Origin of the sequence: Noviherbaspirillum soli, from assembly GCF_015352955.1 — a bacterium.
GTDB lineage: Bacteria > Pseudomonadota > Gammaproteobacteria > Burkholderiales > Burkholderiaceae_D > Noviherbaspirillum_A > Noviherbaspirillum_A soli.
In genome coordinates this window covers 139,059-158,549 of sequence record NZ_JACYOX010000003.1, presented here as the reverse complement: position 1 = coordinate 158,549, position 19,491 = coordinate 139,059, and the positions used below count along the sequence as shown (strand labels likewise).

Genomic DNA, 19,491 nt, shown 5'->3' with positions numbered 1-19,491 from the left:
TCCGCCACCTTGTATACAAGAGCTGCCGTTATGTATGTCTGCAAACAAGCCAAATCATAAAGGAACATGCAGTCGGCGGTTTCCCACCCCTTTCTATGGATGGAGACAAACATGTTCAAACCTGCCCTGCTGCTTCTTGCCGGCCTCGGCTTTTGCGCCATGTCATCGGCGCAAACCTGGCCGGAACGCCCCGTGACCTTCATCGTGCCGTTCCCGGCCGGCGGCGGCACCGACACCTTTGCCCGCCCGCTGGCGGCCCAGCTTACCAAGCAGCTCGGCAAGACGGTGGTGATCGATAACCGCGGCGGCGCCGGCGGCACGCTGGGCGCTGGCCTGGCGGCCAAGGCGGCGCCGGACGGCTACACCTTCTTCATCGGCGCGGCGCACCATGCGATCGCGCCGGCTATCTATCCCAAGCTGGACTACAACATCCAGAAGGACTTCATACCGATCACCATGATCGCGACGCCGCCGCAGGTGATCGTGGTCAATCCGCAGCGCGTCACCGCGCCCGACCTGAAGTCCTTCATCGCCTATGCCAAGGAACATCCGGGCAAGATCAATTTCGGCTCGGCCGGCAACGGCACCTCGCACCATCTGGCCGGCGAACTGTTCAAGATCCAGACCAAGACCCAGCTGAGCCATGTGCCCTACCGCGGCGCCGGCCCGGCGCTGCAGGACCTGATGGGCGGCCAGATCGACATGATGTTCGACGGCCTGGGTTCCTCGTCGGGCCATATCAAGTCCGGCAAGCTCAAGGCGCTGGCGGTGGCCTCGGCCAAGCGCGCGCCCGGCTTCCCCGACGTGCCCACCACGGCCGAGGCCGGCGTGCCGGGCTATGAAGTGTCGACCTGGTACGGCCTGTGGGCGGTCAAGGGAACGCCGCAGCCCATCGTCGACAAGATGGCGGCGGAAGTAAGGAAGGCGCTGGCCAACCCGGACATCCAGACCCGCTGGCACGAGGCCGGCTCCGAGGTGCCGCAGATGTCGCAGCAGGAGTTCGCGGCCAAGGTGGATGCCGAGATCGAGCGCTGGGGTTCGGTGGTCAAGGCCGCCAACGTCAAGCTCGAATAAGCGGGCCGCGACGCGCCACCGACTCAACAATGACCTGGAAGGAATGAATGGGACATAGCGAACGCATCTGGAACCGGCAGCAGGCCAGCCGCGCCGCCCGCCACGCGCGGGCCGCGGCGGCGCTGGGCGGCGACCTCTCGGGCAAGCTGCTGCCGGCGGCGCGCATCGCCGACCTGCTGTATGCCGTGATCGAATGCGGCGACCGCGTCTGCCTGGAAGGCAATAACCAGAAACAGGCGGACTTCCTGTGCAAGGCGCTGGCCGGACTGGACGCTGCGCGCGTGAACCGGCTGCACATGCTGCAGTCGGTGATCGCGCTGCCCGAACATCTCGACGTGTTCGACAAGGGCATCGCCGAGCAGCTGGACTTTTCCTTTTCCGGCCCGCAGGCCACCCGGCTGGCGCGGCTGGTGTCGTCCGGCCGGATAAAGATCGGCGCCATCCATACCTACCTGGAGCTGTTCGGCCGCTACTTCATCGACCTGACGCCCCAGGTGGCGCTGGTGGCGGCCGAAGCGGCCGACCGCGACGGCAATCTCTACACCGGCCCCAACACCGAGGACACGCCGGCCATCGTCGAGGCCACCGCCTTCAAGAGCGGCATCGTGATCGCCCAGGTCAACCGCATCGTCGACAAGCTGCCGCGGGTGGACATCCCGGCCGACTGGGTCGACTACACGGTTCAGGCGCCGACGCCGAACTATATAGAACCGCTGTTTACCCGGGACCCGGCGCAGATTTCCGAGATCCAGGTGCTGATGGCGATGATGGCCATCAAGGGCATCTATGCCGAATACGAAGTCGCCCGGCTCAACCACGGCATCGGCTTCGACACCGCCGCCATCGAACTGATCCTGCCGACCTATGCCGAGTCGCTCGGACTGCGCGGCAAGATCGCCCGCCACTGGGCGCTCAATCCGCATCCGGCGCTGATCCCGGCGATCGAGGCCGGCTTCGTCGAGTCGGTGCATTCCTTCGGCTCCGAGCTGGGCATGGAGAACTATATCCGTGCCCGGCCCGACATCTTCTTCGTAGGCCCCGACGGCTCGATGCGCAGCAACCGCGCATTCAGCCAGGCCGCGGGCCACTATGCCTGCGACATGTTCATCGGCTCGACGCTGCAGATCGACCTGCAGGGCAATTCCTCCACCGCCACCGCCGGCCGCATTTCCGGCTTCGGCGGCGCGCCCAACATGGGCGCGGACGCCCGCGGCCGGCGCCATGCCAGCCCGGCCTGGCTGAAAGCGGGGCGCGAGGCCGGCGCCGGCCGCAACGGCATGCCGCGCGGCCAGAAGCTGGTGGTGCAGATGGTGGAAACCTTCCGCGAGCACATGCAGCCGGCCTTCGTCGAGCGGCTCGATGCCTGGACCCTGGCCGAGCAGGCCGGCATGGCGCTGCCGCCGGTGATGATCTACGGCGACGACGTGACCCATATCCTGACCGAGGAAGGCATCGCCAACCTGCTGCTGTGCCGCGGCGAGGAAGAGCGCGAGCAGGCCATCCGCGGCGTGGCCGGCTATACCGCCGTGGGCCTGGGGCGCGACAGGCGCATGGTGGAAAACCTGCGCGACCGCGGCGTGATCCGGCGCGCCGAAGACCTCGGCATCGACAAGCGGCAGGCCACGCGCGACCTGCTGGCCGCAAAGAACATGAAGGACCTGGTGCGGGCCTCGGGCGGCCTGTATGACCCGCCGGGCCGCTTCCGCAACTGGTGAGATCACGATGGAAACGCTGCAATTTCATTTTAAAAACCAGGGCGCGACGCGCCCGGTGGCCAAGGCCAGCCTGGTCGGCGTGGTCGGTTCGGGCAATCTCGAAGTGCTGATCGAGCCGGCGCCGGCCGGCGCCGGCTGCGCAATCGAAGTCCACACCGCCGCGCTCGGCTTCGCGCCGATCTGGCAGGCCGTGATGGAGGACTTCAACCAGCGCTGGCAGCTGGGCGACGTCTCGATCGCGATCAATGACATGGGCGCCACGCCCGCCGTGGTCAGCCTGCGGCTGGACCAGGCGGTGGAGGCGGTGGAGGCGGTGGCGCCGTCGGCGCCAGGCGGCAAGGGAGGTCATTAATGGGCAGTTATCTCGAAGCGAATGCACGGGAGCGGCTGCGCCAGCTGCTCGACGCCGGCAGCTTCACCGAATTCCTGCCGCCGCAGCGGCGGCTGATCAGCCCGCACCTGGCCCAGCTCGATGCGCCGGTATCGTTCGACGACGGCGTGGCGATCGGCAGCGGCCGGCTGCGCGGCAGGCCCGTGCTGGCCGCATCGCAGGAAGGCGGCTTCATGGGCGGCGCGGTCGGCGAGGTGCATGGCGCCAAGCTGGTGGGCCTGCTGCGGCGCGCCGTGCGCGAACGGCCAGAGGCCGTGCTGCTGCTGCTCGACTCCGGCGGCGTGAGGCTGCATGAAGCCAATGCCGGCCTGATCGCGGTCTCCGAGGTCATGCGCGCCCTGCTCGATGCACGCGACGCCGGCATCCCGGTCATCGTGATGATCGGGGGCGCCACCGGCTGCTTCGGCGGCATGGGCATCGTCGCCCGCTGCGCCAATGCGGTGCTGATGTCGGAGGAAGGCCGGCTGGCCATGTCGGGGCCGGAAGTGATCGAAACCACCCATGGCGTGGAGGAATACGACGCGCGCGACCGGGCGCTGGTCTGGCGCACCAGCGGCGGCAAGCACCGCTACCTGCTGGGCGACTGCGACGCGCTGCTGCCGGACAGCATGGATGCCTTCGCCGACGCCGCCGCCGAAGCCATCGACCGGCTGCATGCCGGCGCGGTGGCGCTGACGCTGGAAGAACTGGAGGCCGAGCAGCGCCTGCTCTCGCAGCGGCTGGACGCCTATGGCGGGCAAACCGAGCCGGCCGACATCTGGCGCGGCATGGGCATTGCCGACCCGGACGCGCTGCCGATGCTGGAAGCCGACGCATTCGTCGCGGCCGCCGCGCCGCACCGCAGGAGGGCCGCATGATGGACTGGAAGACACTGGCGGCGCAGCTGTTCCCGCAGGGCCACGAGATTACCGAGCGCGATCTGTTCCTGTCGGGCCAGGCCCGGGTGGCCGGGCGCGACGTGACCGTGATCGGCACCACCGGCCATGCGCCGATCGGCGTGGAGATCGCGCTGGCGCAGGCCGAGGCGGTGCTGCGCACGGTGCGCGAGCAGCCGGGCCGGCCCATCGTGATCCTGATCGACACCCAGGGCCAGCGCCTGCGGCACCGCGATGAAATGCTGGGCATTAACAGCTACATGGCCCATCTGGGCAAGTGCATCGACCTGGCGCGCCGGCGCGGCCACCGGGTGGTCGGCCTGGTGTATGACCAGGCGCTTTCCGGCGGCTTCATCACCAGCGGCCTGATGGCCGACGCCTGCTATGCGCTGCCGGAGGCCAGCATCCGCGTGATGGGCCTGCCGGCAATGGCGCGCATCACCAAGGTGCCGGAAGCCCTGCTGACCGAGCTGGCCCGCGACAACCCGGTATTTGCGCCCGGCGCCGAAAACTATCTGCGCATGGGCGGCGTGGTCGATCTGTGGCGCGGCGACCTGGCGCAGGCGCTGGCCGCGGCGCTAAACGAGGCCGGCCCTGCAGACCGGCGCAGCGAACTGGGCCGGGAACGCGGCGGCCGCAAGCTGGCCGCCAATGTGATCGAAGCGGTGATGGCCGATGACGGCGCGGCATGACCTGGTCTGGCTGTCCGACGCCGGCTGGGACGCCGCGCAGCGGGCGGCGGCACCGGCGCAGCAGCCGGTCCTGGCACAGTGGCGGCAGGCAGGCTGGCCCGCCACCGTGCGCCGTCGGGATGCCGACGCCGGGCCTGACCAGGTCTGCCTCGGCCTGACGCTGCCGATCGACGACACCGGCGCGGCGCGCATGCGGTTTGGCCTGCGCTGCATGCAGGCCGGAGTGGTGCGGCGCCGGCGGCCGCTGTCGCTGCAGGAAGCGGCCCCGGCATTGCCGACGGCCTGGCGTGCCGCCTATGCCAGCCTGGAACGGCAGGCCGCGGCGGCGCGGCTGGACATGCGCATCTATGGTTCCCTGGCGCTGCAGGCCGTCACCGGCGCGCCCTACCTCACCGCCCGCTCCGATATCGACCTGGCCTTCTTTCCCATTGATGCGGCGCAGCTGAACCACGGCCTGGCGCTGCTCGACGACCACAGCGAACAACTGCCGCTGGATGGCGAGATCGTCTTCCCGTCCGGCCAGGCGGTGGCCTGGAAGGAATGGCGCAATGCGGTGGCAGCGCCGGGCCGCACCCGGGTGCTGGTCAAGGACATCAACCGCGTGCTGCTGGCCGAGCCGGCCGACTTGCTGAATGAATTCACGGAGCGCGCGTGCCGGGCCTAGCCCTGCCATCGCTGTACGCCGCGCCGCGCGCCGGCCGTGCCTTCTGCGCCGCCGCGGCCCGGCTGGCGGTGCGCAGCCTCTATATCGAACTGGCGCTCTATCCCAAGCCCGGCCTGGTGTCCCTGGTGGACAACGGCAGCCATCGCGACATGCATGCCGGCACCTTCCTGCGCAGCCTGTTCGCGCTGCGCCATTACTTCGTGCGCATCACCCGCGCCGGCATGGACGGCGCGCCCTTCCCGGTGCTGCGCGAACTGGGCATTGCCGCCGAGCGGCGCATGCTGGCGGCGACCGGCGGCGTCAATACCCATCGCGGCGCGATCTTTTGCCTGGGCATGCTGTGCGCGGCCGCGGGCTGGCGCCACGGCCGCGGCATGGCGCCGTCGCCCGCCGGCCTGCGCCGCACACTGCTGGCGCAATGGGGCCATGCGCTGGGCATGCATCATGGCGGCGCCGGCGGCCAGTCGCACGGCCAGCGGGTGGCGGCGCTGCATGCAGTGGGCGGCGCCCGCGCCGAAATGGCGCGCGGCCTGCCTTCCGTGTTTGAACTGGCGCTGCCAAGGCTGAGAAGCACGCTGGCCGCCGGACGCGGCGAGCGCGCCGCCCGCATCGATGCGCTGTTCGCCTTGATGGCCGATCTGGGCGACACCAATGTCTACCACCGTGCCGGCGCGGCTGGCGCGCTGCTGGTGCGGCAAAGCGCGCAGGCCTTCCTGGCACGCGGCGGCACCGGCGCCGATGGCTGGGAGCGCATGGCGCTGGACTGCCACCGCCGCTTCGTCGCGCGCCGGTTGTCGCCGGGCGGCGCCGCCGACCTGCTGGCGGCTACCTGCTTCGTCCATCAACTGGACGGGATGGCCTGACCATGGCGGCGCGCCTGGCGATCCTGTGCCCTGGCCAGGGCGGGCAGCATGCCGGCATGTTCGATCTTGCGCTTTCCGACCCGGCGAGCGCCGCCGCGCTTGCCGGCTGGGGCGTGGAACGGGCCGCCGGCCTGGCGCCGCAGGCGCTGCCGGCTTCGCCCGAGGCGCTGCACGACAACGGCATCGCCCAGCCGCTGGTGGTGGCGGCCACGCTGGCAATGTGGCAGGCGCTGCGCGCCCACCTACCCGCGCCTGCGCTGGTTGCGGGCTACAGCATAGGCGAGCTGGCGGCGCATGGGGTGGCTGGCGCGCTGGCGTCGGCGGACGTGGTCGGACTGGCCGCGCGACGGGCGGCATTGATGGATGCATGCGTCGGGCCGGATCAGCCGCATGGCATGCTGGCGGTGTCCGGCCTCAAGGAAGCTGCGCTGCAGTCGCTGCTGCCTGCCGGCGCGCTGCATATCGCGATCGAGACCGGGGAAGCGAGCTTTATCGTTGCCGGCCTGCGCGAGGCATTGACGGAACTGGAAGCCGAATGCGAGAGCCGCGGCCTGCATGCGACCCGGCTGCCGGTGAAAATGGCTTCCCACACGCCGCTGATGCATGCGGCCGCGGAAAATTTCCGGCCGCTGCTCGAGGCGGCGACCTGGTCGGAACCCGCATTTGCGCCGCTTTCGGGGACCAGCGCCAACCCGGTCCGGCACCGCCGCGAGGCGCTGCAGGCACTGACGGAGCAGATCGAATCGCGGATACGCTGGTCGGCCTGCATGGATGCGATCGCCGAAGCGGGCGTGACCGTGGCGCTGGAACTGGGGCCGGGAGCAGCGCTGTCGCGCATGCTGCGGGAGCGGCATCCCCATATCGAAGCCCGTTCAGCATCAGAATTCCGCTCGCTGGCGGGGCTGGCGGGATGGCTGCGGCGGCGCTACGGCTGAGCGGCGCCGGAATGCGCCTGTGTGCCCGGCGGAATGCTGCCGGGCGGCGCGTCGTCCTGATCAATAGACCTGGTAAGCGGCTTCGAACGCGGATTTGGAGAAGGAGATCGTGCCCGTCGCCTGGAGCTTGCCCGGCATGTCTTGCGCGCCGGCCGGCGCGTTTGCAACGTCCACATAGCCGCTCAGCTTGCCGCTGCCGTAAGCGCCCTCGAAAACGCCGGTGCCACCGGTGATGGTGAATTTCGCATCCTTGTTCATCGTCAGGATGGATGAGCCGGCGGAGCCGCTGAAACTGCCCGAGTAATCGGCGGTCAGCGTCGAGCCGTTGACAGCGGTGATTGTCATCTTGCCTTTTGAAAACACGAAGGTCGGCGTGGCACAGTCTCGGGCGTTGGCGGTCACTGGGCCGACATAGCCACGGTTCTTGTAACCCACGCTCATGGTTCCCGAACCGGTCGTCATGCCAACGGATTCAGTCAGCGTGTTGCAGGTAACGCCTGGCACTTCTTGCTGCACAAGCGATTCCAGCGTGTTGACGGAAATGCTTAATGGCAAATTACGCAGTTCAGCCGCCGCATTTCCGGAGTGAAATGCAAAGGCAGCGAATAAAATGGATGTCGAGCACTTGACAAGATTGTTGACTATTTTCATTGAGATTCCGGTAATAAAGAAGTTTCAAACGGGCGACATGGTAACGGCAAAGCCTTTTATTACAAAGACAGCATCGTTAAAAAAGAGCAAAAACTTGATCAATTTACTGTTTTTGATGCGTCAAAAATACGTTAATTAAGCGAAATATTTCCTGAAAGATCAATTACTTGAAATATTTCCTGTTGTGCGAATTAATCCCGGTTGCGGAAAAACTTTTCCGTTAATGCACCAATAACCAAAAATGCAAGAATCTGCAGCTTATTCCCGCCCCCTTTTAATTTGGCGCTCATATTTGAAATTCAATCCCTGTTTTTATGCATGAAACAGGAATCGGTTAAATTTTCGACGCAATCGATTCATGCAGTGCCGATTCGATGCGTCATTGATAAGGCTTTACGAAAATCGTTTCCTGCGCGATTCGCTGGAGAAACAATATCGTTTCCAGCAGGCGGAATAACGACAATCATCAAGCTTTCTCGAAAAATATTGGCATACGGCATCATTTTTTTCGAGAATATTTTATCTTTCGACAAGAGCAGGATGTCGTCAAAGGGGCGGTTGCGCCCATCCAAATTACAATGAGGCCGGATTAATTCTTACCGTGACTCCATGGATGAACGCGCTGCGCATGACGTGCTGATGATCAAGGCGATCGAGACCAGCGATGGCGAGCGCCGCATCCTGAGCGAGGACGACCGGCGTTACGCCAGCCGCACCGCGCGCGAACTGGCGCAGTGGACGGCAGCCGAGCGCAAACAGGCGCCCACGCCTGACCTGTTCCTGCACAAGCGCGCCCAGCAACTGCTGGCGCGCCTGGCGGAACGCACGCCGGCGGCCGCCGGCATGCTGCGTCCGCGCCCCTGGCTGCGCATTGCCGGCATCGTGCTGCCGGCGCTGGCATTGCTGTTCGGCGTGCTGGCTGATCGTATCGGCGACGTGCACCGCGTCAACCTGCTGTCGGCGCCCCTGCTGCTGATCCTGCTGTGGAATCTGGCGGTGTACCTGTTGCTGCTGCTGCGGCCGCTGCTGCCGCGCCGCGCGGCGCGGCGGCGCTTCGGCGCCCTGCACTGGCCGGCGCTGCCGCGGGTTCGCCGCGCGCAGGCCAGGTTCGGCGCCGCGCTCGCCCGCTTCGCCGAGGAATGGCTGTCGCTGTCGGCGCCGCTGACCCTGGCCCGCGGCGCGCGCATCCTGCATCTCTGCGCCGCACTGCTGGCCGCGGGCGCGGCAATGTCGCTGTACCTGCGCGGCGTGCTGGCGGCCTACCGGGTCGGCTGGGAAAGCACCTTCCTCGATGCCGGCCAGGTGCATGCGCTCCTGTCCTGGCTGTTCCTGCCCGCGGTGTCGCTGCTGGGCCTGAATGGCTTCACGCCGCAGCAGGTGGAAGCGCTGCGCTTCGGGCAGCCGGCGCCGCCCGACTCCGGAGCCCAGTGGGTGCATCTGTATGCCGCCACCCTGCTCCTCCTGGTGGTGCTGCCGCGCCTGGCGCTGGCCGCGTTCGCCTGGCTGCGCGAGCGGCGGCTGGCCGCGCGCTTTCCGCTTGACCTGGCCCAGCCCTATTTCCAGCGCCTGTGCGCCGGCCTTGCGCCGGGCACCGCCACCCTGCGGGTTTGTCCCTACAGCATGCGGGTTGACGAGGCGCGTCAGGCCGGCCTTGCCGGCGCAGCGCGCACGCTGCTGGGCGAGCAGGCCGAGCTGATTATGCTGCCGGTGACGGCCTATGGCGACGCGCCGCCGGCGCCGGCTGCAGGCCAGGCGGTGACGGCGGCGCTGTTTGCGCTGTCGGCGACGCCGGAGCCGGAGAATCACGGCCAGTTCCTGGACCAGCTGCGCGGCAGCCATGCCGCCGGGGTGGTGGCCCTGATCGACGAGTCCGGCTATCTGGAGCGGCTGGGTCCGCAGGCCGCCGCCCGCGCCGCCGAGCGGGCCGGCCTCTGGCGCCAGTTCTGCGCGCAGCACCAAGTTCCCGCGGCCATTGTCAATCTTCTCGCGCCCGACGCCGGCGGCGAGGAGCTGGAGCGGCTGCTGGGCGCGGCCCGGAGCGCGCCATGAGTGCGGCGCAGGGGCAGCAAGGCCAGCAGATCCAGCTGGTGTTGATTTCCCATACCAATGCCGGCAAGACCACGCTGGCCCGTACCCTGGTCGGCATGGACCTGGGCGAAGTGCGCGACGCCGCGCATGTGACCGTCGCGTCCGAGTCGCATCCGCTGCTGCGCACCGCCGGGGGCGATGCGCTGCTGCTGTGGGATACACCCGGTTTTGGCGACTCGGTGCGGCTGGCGAAGCGTCTGGCCACGGCCGACAACCCGATAGGCTGGCTGCTGCGCGAGGTCATCGACCGCTACCGCGACCGGCCGTTCTGGCTCAGCCAGCAGGCGCTGCGCACCGCGCGCGAGGAAGCCGACCTGGTGCTGTACCTGGTCAACGCCTCCGAAGATCCGCACGACGCCGGTTACCTGGCGCCGGAAATGAAGGTGCTGGACTGGCTGGGCAAGCCGGTGGTGGTCCTGCTGAACCAGATGGGGCCGCCACGCCCGGCCGCGCAGGAACAGTCCGAGCAGGCGCGCTGGGCCGAGGCGCTGGCCGACTGTCCGGCAGTGCGCCGGGTGCTGGCGCTGGACGCCTTCGCCCGCTGCTGGGTGCATGAACGCGTGCTGTTCGAAGCGCTGGCGGCGCTGGTGCCGGCCGACAAGCGGGCCGCCTGCGACCGGTTGCTGGCGCAATGGGCGCATGACAACCAGTCTCGCTTCCATGACGCCATGCAGCTGCTCGGCCGGCAGCTGTGCGCCGCCGCCGCCGACAGCGAGCCGGTGCCGCCGGCCGGGCGGCCCATGCTCGACAGCGTGGCGCGCACCGTCGGACTCGGGCAGAAGCTCGGCGCCAGGCGCGAGGAACAGGCGATGAAGGCGCTGATGGCGCGCCTGGAACAGGGCATCGCCGACAGCACCGCGCAGTTGCTGCGGCTGCACCGGCTCGACGCCGGCGCGGCGCAGCGGATACACGAGCGGGTGCAGAAAGCCTATGTGGTGCGCACGCCGGTCGACGCCCGCCAGGCGGGACTGCTGGGCGCGGTGGTGTCGGGCGCGGCCACCGGCCTGTCGGCCGACCTGATGGCCGGCGGCCTGAGTTTCGGCGCCGGCGCGCTGCTGGGCGGCATCGTCGGCGCGCTGACCTTCTCCGGCGCCGCCTGGACCTTCAACACCACGACCAGCCGCAACGAGGCGCGGGTGCGGTTCTCGCCGGAATTCCTGCGCTCGCTGCTGGTGGCGGCGCTGCTGCGCTACCTGGCGGTGGCGCATTTCGGACGCGGCCGCGGCGGCTTCGTCGAGAGCGAGGCGCCGTCCTTCTGGCAGGCGGAGGTCGAAGCCGAGGTGGCGCGCCATGCGGCCAGGCTGCCGGCGCTCTGGGGCAATGCCGCCTGCGATACGCAGCTTGGTGAACTGCTGGAACAGATGACCAGCGCCATCCTGCAGCGGCTCTATCCGCGCTGAATGCCGCCGGCATCCGTAAAACTTGTAACAAGGCATAAGAAGCGAACACCGCTGCGCGGGAAGACCGTATATTCAGGTCCTCGCCGGTCCTTGCCGGCGTTTCCTGGAAAGGACATAGCCATGCGCAGCAAGACCCTGATTTCCACCGTCGCCGCCGCCGGACTGCTGGCGGCCTCCCTGTCCAGCCCGGCCCTTGCCGATGGCGGCCGCTACCATGGCAACGGCGGCTATCGCGGCCACGGCGGACACGGTGGCCACGGCAACAATGGCGCAGCGGTGGTGGCCGGCGTGCTGGGCGCGCTCGTTGTCGGCTCCCTGATCGCCAATGCCACTGCAGCGCCCAGCTACGCGCCGCCGCAAACCTACTACCAGCCGCCGGCCCCTGCCTACTACGAAGCGCCGCGCACCTATTACCAGCCGGCGCCGCCGCCACAGGTGTATTACCAGCCGGCCCCCGTCTACCAGGCCCAGCCTGCGGCCGTGGTGGTGGAAAGCGGCTATGAGCGGCCTTACTGGCGCGAGCGTCATCAGCGTTATTACTACGGCTACTGAAGCTGTCGCTCCCGTTGCGGGAAGGAGGGGCCTGCCGAAACCGGCAGGCCCCTCCTGCTTGAAACGCCGCTTCGCACGAGCGTTCTATTGCGTGTGATCAACGGTTTTCCGGAACAAGTTTTTCTCCTTTATGGTCTGATTATTGCTGCACAAAAACAGATCAAGCGGCAGTCGCAGATTGCCGCTACACGGAGGAAGACAAATGACATCCCTATCATGGCGCGCCGCCGGCGCATTCACCCTGTCTGCAGCGCTTGCCGCCTGCGGCAATAACGAGCCTGGCGCGGCCTTGGCCCCCAAAACCGCCGCCACCCTGCTTGCCGACACCACCCAGACCCTGGTTTCCACGATCGACCAGGCCGGGCTGCTGCCGCTGAACGATACCGCGCCGGCGCAGACCGCGCGCCGCTTCGACGCCAGCACGGTCTCGGCTGACGGCGCGGTGATTGCGTTCACCGTATATGTGCCCGACATCCCGGTCGGCAGCAGCGCGCCGCTGCTGCTGGAAGGCCACGGATGGGGTGGCAAGCGCACCCGCGATCTCGACACCACTTCCTACGATGCCGCCGCCAATACGCCGCTGCAGACCGCCAAGCTGGCCCTGACCAGCGGCGCCCAGGGCGGCAAGGCCGGCGGACGCGGCTGGTATGTGATCAGTTTCGACCAGCGCGGCTTCGGCGACTCCGGCGGCTTTGCCAATGTGATGGACCCGGAGATCGAAGGCCGCGACGTGAAGGCCATCATCGATTGGGCGGAGGCCAATCTGCCCCGGCTGGCGCATCGCAAGAACCGCGACGGCGTGCCGGACCCGGTGGTGGGCGGCGTAGGCCTCAGCTATGGCGGCGGCTTCCAGACGATTGGCGCCGGCGTCGACAAACGGATCGACGCCATCGTGCCCACTTCCACCTGGTACGACCTGCGCTACAGCCTCTACAACACGCCCAAGAGCGAATACCTGGCGCTGCTGGTCGGCGTCGGCGCGGCCGGGCTGGGCCGCGCCGAACCCTTCACCTACCAGGCCTTCGTCGATGCCAGCACCTTCAACCGGGTCAGCCCGAATTTCAGCCAGACCATGTACCGGCACAGCGCGGTGTCCTACTGCGAGAACGACAGCGCCAGCATGCAGCAGCCCGGCATACCGGGGTTCTTCATCCAGTCGTCCAACGACATCCTGTTCAACCTGAACGAAGGCTTCGACGCCTTCCAGTGCTACCGCAAGGCCAATCCCAACTCCAAGTTCATGGCGGTGCGCTTCGGCCATCCCGACGTCCTGGTCAGCAGCACCAGCGGGACCAAGTTCACCGAGGAAAACGTCTCCTGCGGCGGCGCCTCCATCCCGGTGGCCCGCCTGGCGTTTTCCTTCCTCTCGCAGAACCTGGTCGATGCGCGGCTCAACGCCAGCTATTCCGCCGACTACCTGACCGTGCCCGACCTGCGCGCCGTGCTGGAGGATGGCAGCGCCACCAACGGCGCGAAAGGCGAGACTGCCGAGGGCGGCTGCCATGAAGTGGCGAAGCTGGGCACGAATCCGTCCGGCGCGCCGCTGATCCGGCGCGGCGGCGCGAGCGCCACGGCCACGCCTTCGTCGGTGCAGAACATGGTGGCCGGCGTTCCTGCCCTGCTGGCGCCGGCGATCATTCCGAACGACCCTGCCACACTGGCCTCGCCGCTGATGAAGTCCTTTACCGGCCCCGAGGCCGGCACGGTGGTAAGGCTGGCGCAGCCCTCGGGTAGCGACCGCAAGCTGCTGGGCACGCCCACGGTCACGCTCACCGTCGCACCGACCGATCCGCTGCAGGCAGCCATCGACAACCCGCCTATCCTGTTCCTCGGCCTGGTACGCAAGACCGCCGACGGCCGCCAGCAACTGGTGCACGACCAGGTGCAGCCGATCCTGGGATTCGGCACCCAGACGGTGACCTTGCCGGGCGTGAGCATGCTGCTGCATGGCAGCGATGAGCTGGGGCTGGTGGTGTTTGGCTACCATCCGCAGTACTTCAACTATTACACCCGCATTCCGCTGAGCGTGAATGTGAACGGGATCAGCGCGGGTCTGCCATTCGTTGATTGAGCGAAGAGCCCGGCTGCCGTCCGGGTAGCGGGATGAGGCTGCGGGGCCTGGGGAAGCGAGCGCGGTTGCCGTTGCTGTTGCAATTCAACCGGATCTAACTGCAACGGCAACGGCCACTTCAAAAGCAACGGCAACGGCAACTGCCCCCTTCCCGTCTCCCGGCACAAGCCCCATCCAAAAACAAAAGCCCGTTGCGCCTTCCAGCGCAACGGGCTTGCCGAGCCACCGAACGCGGCTCGCAAGTCAGGACATCAGGCCTGCTCCACCACCACACCAGCCGGCGCGATGCCTGCAGCCGGCTTCCTGAGCTTGCGGAAAGCCAGCGGCACGATCACCATCGCGGCGGCGCAGATCCAGAGGCCGACCGAGATCGGGCTTTCCCACAGGATGCCGAGTTCACCGTTGGTGATGGACAGCGCGCGGCGCAGGTTCTGCTCCATCATCTCGCCCAGCACGAAGCCCAGGATCAGCGGCGCCATCGGCATCTCGCACTTGCGCAGCGCATAGCCCACCACGCCAAGGATGGACATCAGCACCAGGTCGAAGGTGGTCGAGTGCACCGCATACACGCCGACCGCCGAGACGGCCAGGATGCCCGGCACCAGCGCCCAGTTCGGCACCTTCAGCATGCGGGTGAACACGCCCACCATCGGGATGTTCATCACCAGCAGGATCACGTTGCCGATGAACATCGATGCGATCAGGCCCCACACCAGCGTCGGCTGCTGCTGGAACAGCGCCGGGCCCGGCGTGATGTTGTACAGCGTCAGCGCGCCCATCATCACTGCGGTGGTGCCGGAACCGGGCACGCCCAGCGTCAGCATCGGGATGAACGAGGCATTGGCCGAGGCGTTGTTGGCCGCCTCCGGCGCGGCCACGCCGCGGATGTCGCCTTCGCCGAAGGAGCCGCTGGCGCCGGCGATGCGCTTTTCCATCGAGTAGGTGATGGCGCTTGCCACCGTGGCGCCGGCGCCAGGCAGGATACCGACCACGAAGCCCACCAGCGACGAGCGCACAGTGCCCCACCAGGTCTCCGCCACTTCGCGGCGGTTGAACAGCGTGCGGCCGGTTTCCGGGATCACCGCCTTGCCATGCACCGCCTCCTCCAGCATCAGCAGCAGTTCGCTGATGGAGAACAGGCCGATGACGACCACGATGAACTGGATGCCGTCCGACAGGTTGATCGAGTCGAAGGTGAAGCGGTAGACGCCGGAATTGGCGTCCACGCCCACGGTGGCCAGCGCCAAACCGATCAGGGTCGCCAGCAGCGCCTTGACGGGCTGGTCGCCCAGGAGGCCGGTCAGGCAGGCGAATGCGAACACCATCAGCGCGAAGTACTCGGCCGGGCCGAACGCCAGCGCCCATTTCGACAGCAGCGGCGTCATCATCACGATGCCGACGGTGGCAATCATCGAGCCGACGAAGGAGCTCCAGGCCGAGATCGACAGCGCCACGCCGCCCATGCCCTTCCTGGCCATCGGATAGCCGTCCATCGCCGTCATGATGGCCGCGGCGTCGCCCGGCACGTTGAGCAGGATGGACGAGATGCGCCCGCCATATTCGCAGCCGATGTACACCGCCGCCAGCAGGATCAGCGCGGTTTCCGGCGGCAGCTTCAGCGCGAATGCCAGCGGCATCAGGATCGCCACGCCATTGATGGGGCCGAGGCCGGGCAGCAGGCCGACCACGGTGCCGATGAAGGCGCCGATGGCCGCCATCAGCAGGTTCATCGGCTGCAACGCGACCGCGAAGCCCGAGGTGAGGAATGAAAGGGTATCCATGATCAGAGTCCAATCGCGGTGAAGAGCGGCTTCGCGATGCCGGCCGGCAGCACCACGTCGAGCAGGGTGTCAAACAGCACGAACAGCACCAGGCCCATGCCCACGCCGGTCAGCACCGATTGCTTCCAGGTGCCGCCAAAGATGCGGCCGACGGGAATCGACATCAGCGCTGTGGCGATCACGAATCCCAGCAGCTGGAACAGCACCGCATACAGCACCACGAACAGGGCGCACAGCGCAACGCTGCGCATCTGCAGCGTGCTGCCGAAATGGGCGCGGTGCGAAGGCTTGACGACGAGCCACAAGCCGCACAGCACGATCAGCCCCGCCAGCAGCAGCGGGAAGGCGCGCGGCCCGACCGGCTCGTATTCGACCTGGGCCACGTAGCCCCAGGACATCGCGGCCATGCCGGCGCCCATCACGACGGCAAGAATGCCGAGGACGCGGTCGCTGGTCATTTCGGTTGTCCCATCAGGCCGAAGTCGCCGGCCAGCTTGCGGTACTTCTCGGTGGCGCTCTTGATGTAGCTATTGAGTTCCGGGCCGGTCAGGGTCATCGGGTACAGGCCGCGCTCGTCCAGCAGCTTGGAAAACTCCTTGGTCTTGGTGACCTTGGCGAAGGCTTCCGACCAGGTGTTGAAGTCGGCGTCGCTGACCTTGGGTCCCATGTAGAAGCCGCGCACGATGGCCCAGTCGATGTCATAGCCCTGCTCCTTGGCGGTCGGCACGTCGGCCAGCGCGCCCGGCAGGCGCTTGTCCGACATCACCGCCAGCACGCGGATGTTGGCGCCGGCCTTGATCTGCGACGAGGCTTCGCCGGCATCGCCGAAGTAGGCGCTGATATGGCCGCCCTGCAGCGCGGCGATCGCCTCGCCGCCGCCCTCGAATGCGACGAAGCGCATGGTCTTGTGGTTCACGCCGGCGGCCTTGGCGGTCAGCGCGGCCTTCATCCAGTCCTGGCTGCCCACGGTGCCGCCGGCGCCCAGCACCACCTTGGTGGCGTCAGTCTTGAGCGCGTTGGCGAGGTCGGCCATGGTCTTGTAGGGCGAATCCTTGCGCACCACCACCGCGCCATAGTCGGCGCCGATGACGGCCAGCCAGCGCACGTCGTTCTCGCTGTAGCGGCCGAACTTGCCCTGCGCGATGTTGAGCAGCGAGCCGCCCGAGAAGGCGACGATGGTGTTGGGCTCGGCCGGACGCTGCGCGACGATGGCGTTGTAGGCCACGGCGCCGATGCCGCCCGGCATGTACGTCACCCGCATCGGGTCCTTGATCACATGGGCGTCGAACAGCGCGGTCTGGGCCAGCTTGCAGGTCAGGTCGAAGCCGCCGCCCGGCTTGGCGGCCGCGATGCATTCGGTCTTGTCCAGCGGGCCGGCGAAGGCGCCGGCGGGGGCAACAGCGGCGGCGGCGAGCGTAAAGACGCAGAGGATCTTTTTCATGATTGTCTCCAGTGACGGTTGTGATGGCGGCTGACTGGGCGCCAGCCCGCTTTTTGAATGAGCGGTATGCACCGCATTGAGGCGAACTCTAGCAACCGAAGCTGTCAGTCGGCTGTCAGTTCGCCGGATTTTCGAAAGGCAGGATGAGGCTGGCGCAGAAGCCGGCGCCGTCGATCAGGTTGGACAGCACCAGTTCGCCGCCATGGCGCTCGGCCACGGCCCGCGCGATCGCCAGGCCCAGGCCGGAGCCGCCCGAGGCGCTGTTGCTGGCCCGGAAAAACCGCCCGCCGAGCTGCGACAGCTGCTCGGGCGGCACGCCCGGGCCGTCATCCATCACCGTGAACACGGCGCGGTCATCGCGGCAGGCCAGGCTCAGCGACACATGGCCACGCTCGGGCGCATAACGGATCGCATTGTGCAGCAGGTTCAGCAGCGCCTCGCGCAGCAGGCCGGCATGGCCGCGCATCAGGACGGCCTGTTCCGGCTCGCTGTAGGCCAGGTCGATGCGCTTCTCGCGCGCGGCCAGCACCACGTCGCGCGCGGCCTGCTCGGCCAGCTGCGCCAGGTCCACCTGCCCCATCTCCAGCTCGGCCGCGTCGGCCTTGGCCAGCGCCAGCATCTGGTTGGTGCGGTGCGTGGCGTCATCCAGCTGGCGCGACACGGCGTCGAGCGCGTCGCTGACATTGCGCGGATCGGATTCCCGCAGCGCGTAGTCGAGCTGGGTGCGCAGCGTCGCCAGCGGCGTGCGCAGCTGGTGCGATGCGTCGTCGACGAAGCGGCGCCGTCCTTCCATGAACTCGCGGTTGCGCGCCATGTGCAGGTTGATCGCGGCCACCAGCGGCTGCACGTCGGCCGGCACCGAACTGGTGTCGATAGGGGTCATGTCATGGTCGGAGCGGGCGCTGACGGCATTGCGCAGCGCGGTCAGGGGCCGCAGCGTCAGGAATAGCACCAGGGCCAGCATGGCGCCCGCCACCACCAGCAGCAGCAGGTCGCGCTGCAGGGCGGCCACCAGCAGCAGCCGGATGAATTCCTGGCGCGAGCCCAGGGTTTCGGCAACCTGGATCACCACCCGGTGATGCGGCGTTCCGTTCGCACCGGCCGGCTGCTTCAGTTCGCGCGCATAGGCGCCAACCCGCACCTTCTGGCCGAAATAGACCGCGTCATAGAACTGCGGCTTGCCGGTCTGCAGCGGGCGCGGCGGCGGCGGCAGGTCGGCGCTGCCGATCTCCACCAGGCGGTCTTCACTGGCGACGCGGAAGAACACCTGGCCGGAAGCGGTCAGCTCGAAGAACTCGAACAGGGTATAGGGCGTTTCCACCGCCAGGCCGCCGCCCGGCGTGGTGATATTGGCGTCGAGCGCCTTGAGGGCGCCCAGCAGCGAGCGGTCATAGGCGGAATTGGCGGCGTCGGTGGCGGTGCGGTTGGCCGTCACCAGCTCCAGCGCGGTGATCAGGGTCAGGGTCGGCAGCAGCAGCGTGAGCACGGTGCGCCGCAGGCTCCAGCGGAAAACGATGTTGCGCCACATCAGGCGAGTTCGAGCAGGTAACCCAGGCCGCGCAGGGTGACGATGTGCAGCGGGCTGCCTTCGAGCTTCTTGCGCACCCGGTAGACCAGCACTTCCACCGCCTCCGGCATCGCATCGACCTCGTCCTCGAACACCTTGTCGTAGATGTCCTTCTTCGGCAGCGGCTGGCCGCTGCAGCGCAGCAGCGCATGCAGCAGCGCATGCTCGCGCCTGGACAGCGACAGCGGCTTGTCGTCCAGCGTGAACTGGCGGGTGACGGCGTCATAGGCCAGCGGCCCGCAGCTCAGGCGCGGATGCTCGCTGCCGCGCGCGCGCCGGATCAGCGCGGTGAGCCTGGCTTCCAGCTCGTCGATGGCGAACGGCTTGGCCATGAAATCGTCGGCGCCCTTCTTCAGCGTGCTGACCCGCTCCAGCAGCGAGTCGCGCGCCGTCAGGATCAGCACCGGCAGGCGCGCATCGATTTCGCGCAGCCGGGCCAGCACCCGGTGGCCGTCCATGCCGGGCAGGCCCAGGTCCAGGATCAGCGCGTCATAGCTGACGCGGCCGACGCTGCTTTCCACCAGCCGGCCATCATCGACCCAGTCGACGATATAGCCGTTCTGCTTCAGCGCGCGGCACAGCCAGTTCGCCAGTTCCGGCTCGTCTTCCGCCAGCAGCAGCCTCATCTTCCCAGTTTCCCCATGATCGTGATTCAAGCCCGGCAGGACCAGCCGGGACTTTAGAGCGCTCCAGCCCTGCATTGTGCGCATCCAAGCTGTCAGCAGCCTGTC

Annotated in this window: 19 protein-coding genes; 12 read left to right on the top strand and 7 right to left on the bottom strand. The window is 67.7% G+C overall.

The window, feature by feature from the left end:
* The first annotated feature begins 111 nt into the window (after positions 1–111).
* Genes IGW04_RS04810 through IGW04_RS04775 form a run of 8 tightly spaced genes read left to right on the top strand, consistent with a single transcriptional unit; the run spans position 112 to position 7,209 of the window.
* A complete protein-coding gene (locus IGW04_RS04810; RefSeq protein ID WP_228526855.1) occupies positions 112–1,074 on the top strand; it encodes a Bug family tripartite tricarboxylate transporter substrate binding protein in 963 nt (320 codons plus the stop codon).
* 47 nt (positions 1,075–1,121) lie between these two features.
* Positions 1,122–2,789 carry a malonate decarboxylase subunit alpha gene (gene mdcA, locus IGW04_RS04805; protein ID WP_194711899.1) on the top strand — a complete coding sequence of 556 codons (1,668 nt, stop codon included), beginning with the start codon at positions 1,122–1,124 and terminating at the stop codon, positions 2,787–2,789.
* Between the two features lie 7 nt (positions 2,790–2,796).
* Positions 2,797–3,141, top strand: coding sequence for a malonate decarboxylase acyl carrier protein (gene mdcC, locus IGW04_RS04800; protein ID WP_194711898.1), 345 nt, complete (start codon positions 2,797–2,799; stop codon positions 3,139–3,141).
* Positions 3,141–4,037, top strand: coding sequence for a biotin-independent malonate decarboxylase subunit beta (locus IGW04_RS04795; RefSeq protein ID WP_194711897.1), 897 nt, complete (start codon positions 3,141–3,143; stop codon positions 4,035–4,037). The genes mdcC and IGW04_RS04795 overlap by 1 nt, the downstream gene beginning before the upstream one ends.
* A complete protein-coding gene (gene mdcE, locus IGW04_RS04790) occupies positions 4,037–4,747 on the top strand; it encodes a biotin-independent malonate decarboxylase subunit gamma (RefSeq protein ID WP_194712034.1) in 711 nt (236 codons plus the stop codon). The genes IGW04_RS04795 and mdcE overlap by 1 nt, the downstream gene beginning before the upstream one ends.
* Positions 4,731–5,411 carry a malonate decarboxylase holo-[acyl-carrier-protein] synthase gene (gene mdcG / locus IGW04_RS04785; RefSeq protein WP_194711896.1) on the top strand — a complete coding sequence of 227 codons (681 nt, stop codon included), beginning with the start codon at positions 4,731–4,733 and terminating at the stop codon, positions 5,409–5,411. Before mdcE ends, mdcG begins: the two co-directional genes overlap by 17 nt.
* The gene (gene mdcB / locus IGW04_RS04780) at positions 5,399–6,274 is read left to right on the top strand and encodes a triphosphoribosyl-dephospho-CoA synthase MdcB (protein ID WP_323744811.1); all 876 of its coding nucleotides are present in this window, start codon (positions 5,399–5,401) and stop codon (positions 6,272–6,274) included. The genes mdcG and mdcB overlap by 13 nt, the downstream gene beginning before the upstream one ends.
* Before the next feature lie 2 nt (positions 6,275–6,276).
* Positions 6,277–7,209, top strand: coding sequence for an ACP S-malonyltransferase (locus IGW04_RS04775; protein WP_194711895.1), 933 nt, complete (start codon positions 6,277–6,279; stop codon positions 7,207–7,209).
* 60 nt (positions 7,210–7,269) lie between these two features.
* On the opposite strand, the gene IGW04_RS04770 is transcribed toward IGW04_RS04775, so the two are convergent.
* The gene (locus IGW04_RS04770) at positions 7,270–7,860 is read right to left on the bottom strand and encodes a hypothetical protein (RefSeq protein ID WP_194711894.1); all 591 of its coding nucleotides are present in this window, start codon (positions 7,858–7,860) and stop codon (positions 7,270–7,272) included.
* 356 nt (positions 7,861–8,216) lie between these two features.
* A complete protein-coding gene (locus tag IGW04_RS04765) occupies positions 8,217–8,432 on the bottom strand; it encodes a hypothetical protein (protein ID WP_194711893.1) in 216 nt (71 codons plus the stop codon).
* Between the two features lie 37 nt (positions 8,433–8,469).
* Between IGW04_RS04765 and IGW04_RS04760 the strand changes: the two genes are divergently transcribed.
* The 4 genes from IGW04_RS04760 (at position 8,470) to IGW04_RS04745 (ending at position 13,971) form a co-directional block, all read left to right on the top strand.
* A complete protein-coding gene (locus IGW04_RS04760) occupies positions 8,470–9,909 on the top strand; it encodes a DUF2868 domain-containing protein (protein ID WP_194711892.1) in 1,440 nt (479 codons plus the stop codon).
* Positions 9,906–11,348, top strand: coding sequence for a DUF3482 domain-containing protein (locus IGW04_RS04755; RefSeq protein ID WP_194711891.1), 1,443 nt, complete (start codon positions 9,906–9,908; stop codon positions 11,346–11,348). Before IGW04_RS04760 ends, IGW04_RS04755 begins: the two co-directional genes overlap by 4 nt.
* 120 nt (positions 11,349–11,468) lie before the next feature.
* Positions 11,469–11,900 carry a hypothetical protein gene (locus tag IGW04_RS04750; protein ID WP_194711890.1) on the top strand — a complete coding sequence of 144 codons (432 nt, stop codon included), beginning with the start codon at positions 11,469–11,471 and terminating at the stop codon, positions 11,898–11,900.
* 202 nt (positions 11,901–12,102) lie between these two features.
* A complete protein-coding gene (locus IGW04_RS04745) occupies positions 12,103–13,971 on the top strand; it encodes a CocE/NonD family hydrolase (RefSeq protein ID WP_194711889.1) in 1,869 nt (622 codons plus the stop codon).
* 251 nt (positions 13,972–14,222) lie between these two features.
* Here the strand turns inward: IGW04_RS04745 and IGW04_RS04740 are convergent, their stop codons facing one another.
* The 5 genes from IGW04_RS04740 to IGW04_RS04720 form a co-directional block, all read right to left on the bottom strand.
* The gene (locus IGW04_RS04740) at positions 14,223–15,752 is read right to left on the bottom strand and encodes a tripartite tricarboxylate transporter permease (protein WP_194711888.1); all 1,530 of its coding nucleotides are present in this window, start codon (positions 15,750–15,752) and stop codon (positions 14,223–14,225) included.
* 2 nt (positions 15,753–15,754) lie between these two features.
* Positions 15,755–16,210 carry a tripartite tricarboxylate transporter TctB family protein gene (locus IGW04_RS04735; protein ID WP_194711887.1) on the bottom strand — a complete coding sequence of 152 codons (456 nt, stop codon included), beginning with the start codon at positions 16,208–16,210 and terminating at the stop codon, positions 15,755–15,757.
* Positions 16,207–17,193: a Bug family tripartite tricarboxylate transporter substrate binding protein gene (locus tag IGW04_RS04730; RefSeq protein ID WP_194711886.1), complete on the bottom strand. Its 987-nt coding sequence runs from the start codon at positions 17,191–17,193 to the stop codon at positions 16,207–16,209. Before IGW04_RS04730 ends, IGW04_RS04735 begins: the two co-directional genes overlap by 4 nt.
* Positions 17,194–17,308: 115 nt before the next feature.
* Positions 17,309–18,721 (bottom strand): sensor histidine kinase, encoded by a 1,413-nt coding sequence (locus IGW04_RS04725; protein ID WP_194711885.1) that lies wholly within the window; start codon positions 18,719–18,721, stop codon positions 17,309–17,311.
* Positions 18,721–19,386, bottom strand: coding sequence for a response regulator (locus IGW04_RS04720; protein WP_194711884.1), 666 nt, complete (start codon positions 19,384–19,386; stop codon positions 18,721–18,723). Before IGW04_RS04720 ends, IGW04_RS04725 begins: the two co-directional genes overlap by 1 nt.
* Positions 19,387–19,491 lie beyond the last annotated feature (105 nt).

Coding starts and splice junctions, on each gene's coding strand:
- IGW04_RS04810 (WP_228526855.1), top strand. CDS start 112: ATGTTCAAACCTGCCCTGCTGCTTCTTGCCGGCCTCGGCTTTTGCGCC.
- mdcA (WP_194711899.1), top strand. CDS start 1,122: ATGGGACATAGCGAACGCATCTGGAACCGGCAGCAGGCCAGCCGCGCC.
- mdcC (WP_194711898.1), top strand. CDS start 2,797: ATGGAAACGCTGCAATTTCATTTTAAAAACCAGGGCGCGACGCGCCCG.
- IGW04_RS04795 (WP_194711897.1), top strand. CDS start 3,141: ATGGGCAGTTATCTCGAAGCGAATGCACGGGAGCGGCTGCGCCAGCTG.
- mdcE (WP_194712034.1), top strand. CDS start 4,037: ATGGACTGGAAGACACTGGCGGCGCAGCTGTTCCCGCAGGGCCACGAG.
- mdcG (WP_194711896.1), top strand. CDS start 4,731: ATGACGGCGCGGCATGACCTGGTCTGGCTGTCCGACGCCGGCTGGGAC.
- IGW04_RS04775 (WP_194711895.1), top strand. CDS start 6,277: ATGGCGGCGCGCCTGGCGATCCTGTGCCCTGGCCAGGGCGGGCAGCAT.
- IGW04_RS04770 (WP_194711894.1), bottom strand. CDS start 7,860: ATGAAAATAGTCAACAATCTTGTCAAGTGCTCGACATCCATTTTATTC.
- IGW04_RS04760 (WP_194711892.1), top strand. CDS start 8,470: ATGGATGAACGCGCTGCGCATGACGTGCTGATGATCAAGGCGATCGAG.
- IGW04_RS04755 (WP_194711891.1), top strand. CDS start 9,906: ATGAGTGCGGCGCAGGGGCAGCAAGGCCAGCAGATCCAGCTGGTGTTG.
- IGW04_RS04750 (WP_194711890.1), top strand. CDS start 11,469: ATGCGCAGCAAGACCCTGATTTCCACCGTCGCCGCCGCCGGACTGCTG.
- IGW04_RS04745 (WP_194711889.1), top strand. CDS start 12,103: ATGACATCCCTATCATGGCGCGCCGCCGGCGCATTCACCCTGTCTGCA.
- IGW04_RS04740 (WP_194711888.1), bottom strand. CDS start 15,752: ATGGATACCCTTTCATTCCTCACCTCGGGCTTCGCGGTCGCGTTGCAG.
- IGW04_RS04735 (WP_194711887.1), bottom strand. CDS start 16,210: ATGACCAGCGACCGCGTCCTCGGCATTCTTGCCGTCGTGATGGGCGCC.
- IGW04_RS04730 (WP_194711886.1), bottom strand. CDS start 17,193: ATGAAAAAGATCCTCTGCGTCTTTACGCTCGCCGCCGCCGCTGTTGCC.
- IGW04_RS04725 (WP_194711885.1), bottom strand. CDS start 18,721: ATGTGGCGCAACATCGTTTTCCGCTGGAGCCTGCGGCGCACCGTGCTC.
- IGW04_RS04720 (WP_194711884.1), bottom strand. CDS start 19,386: ATGAGGCTGCTGCTGGCGGAAGACGAGCCGGAACTGGCGAACTGGCTG.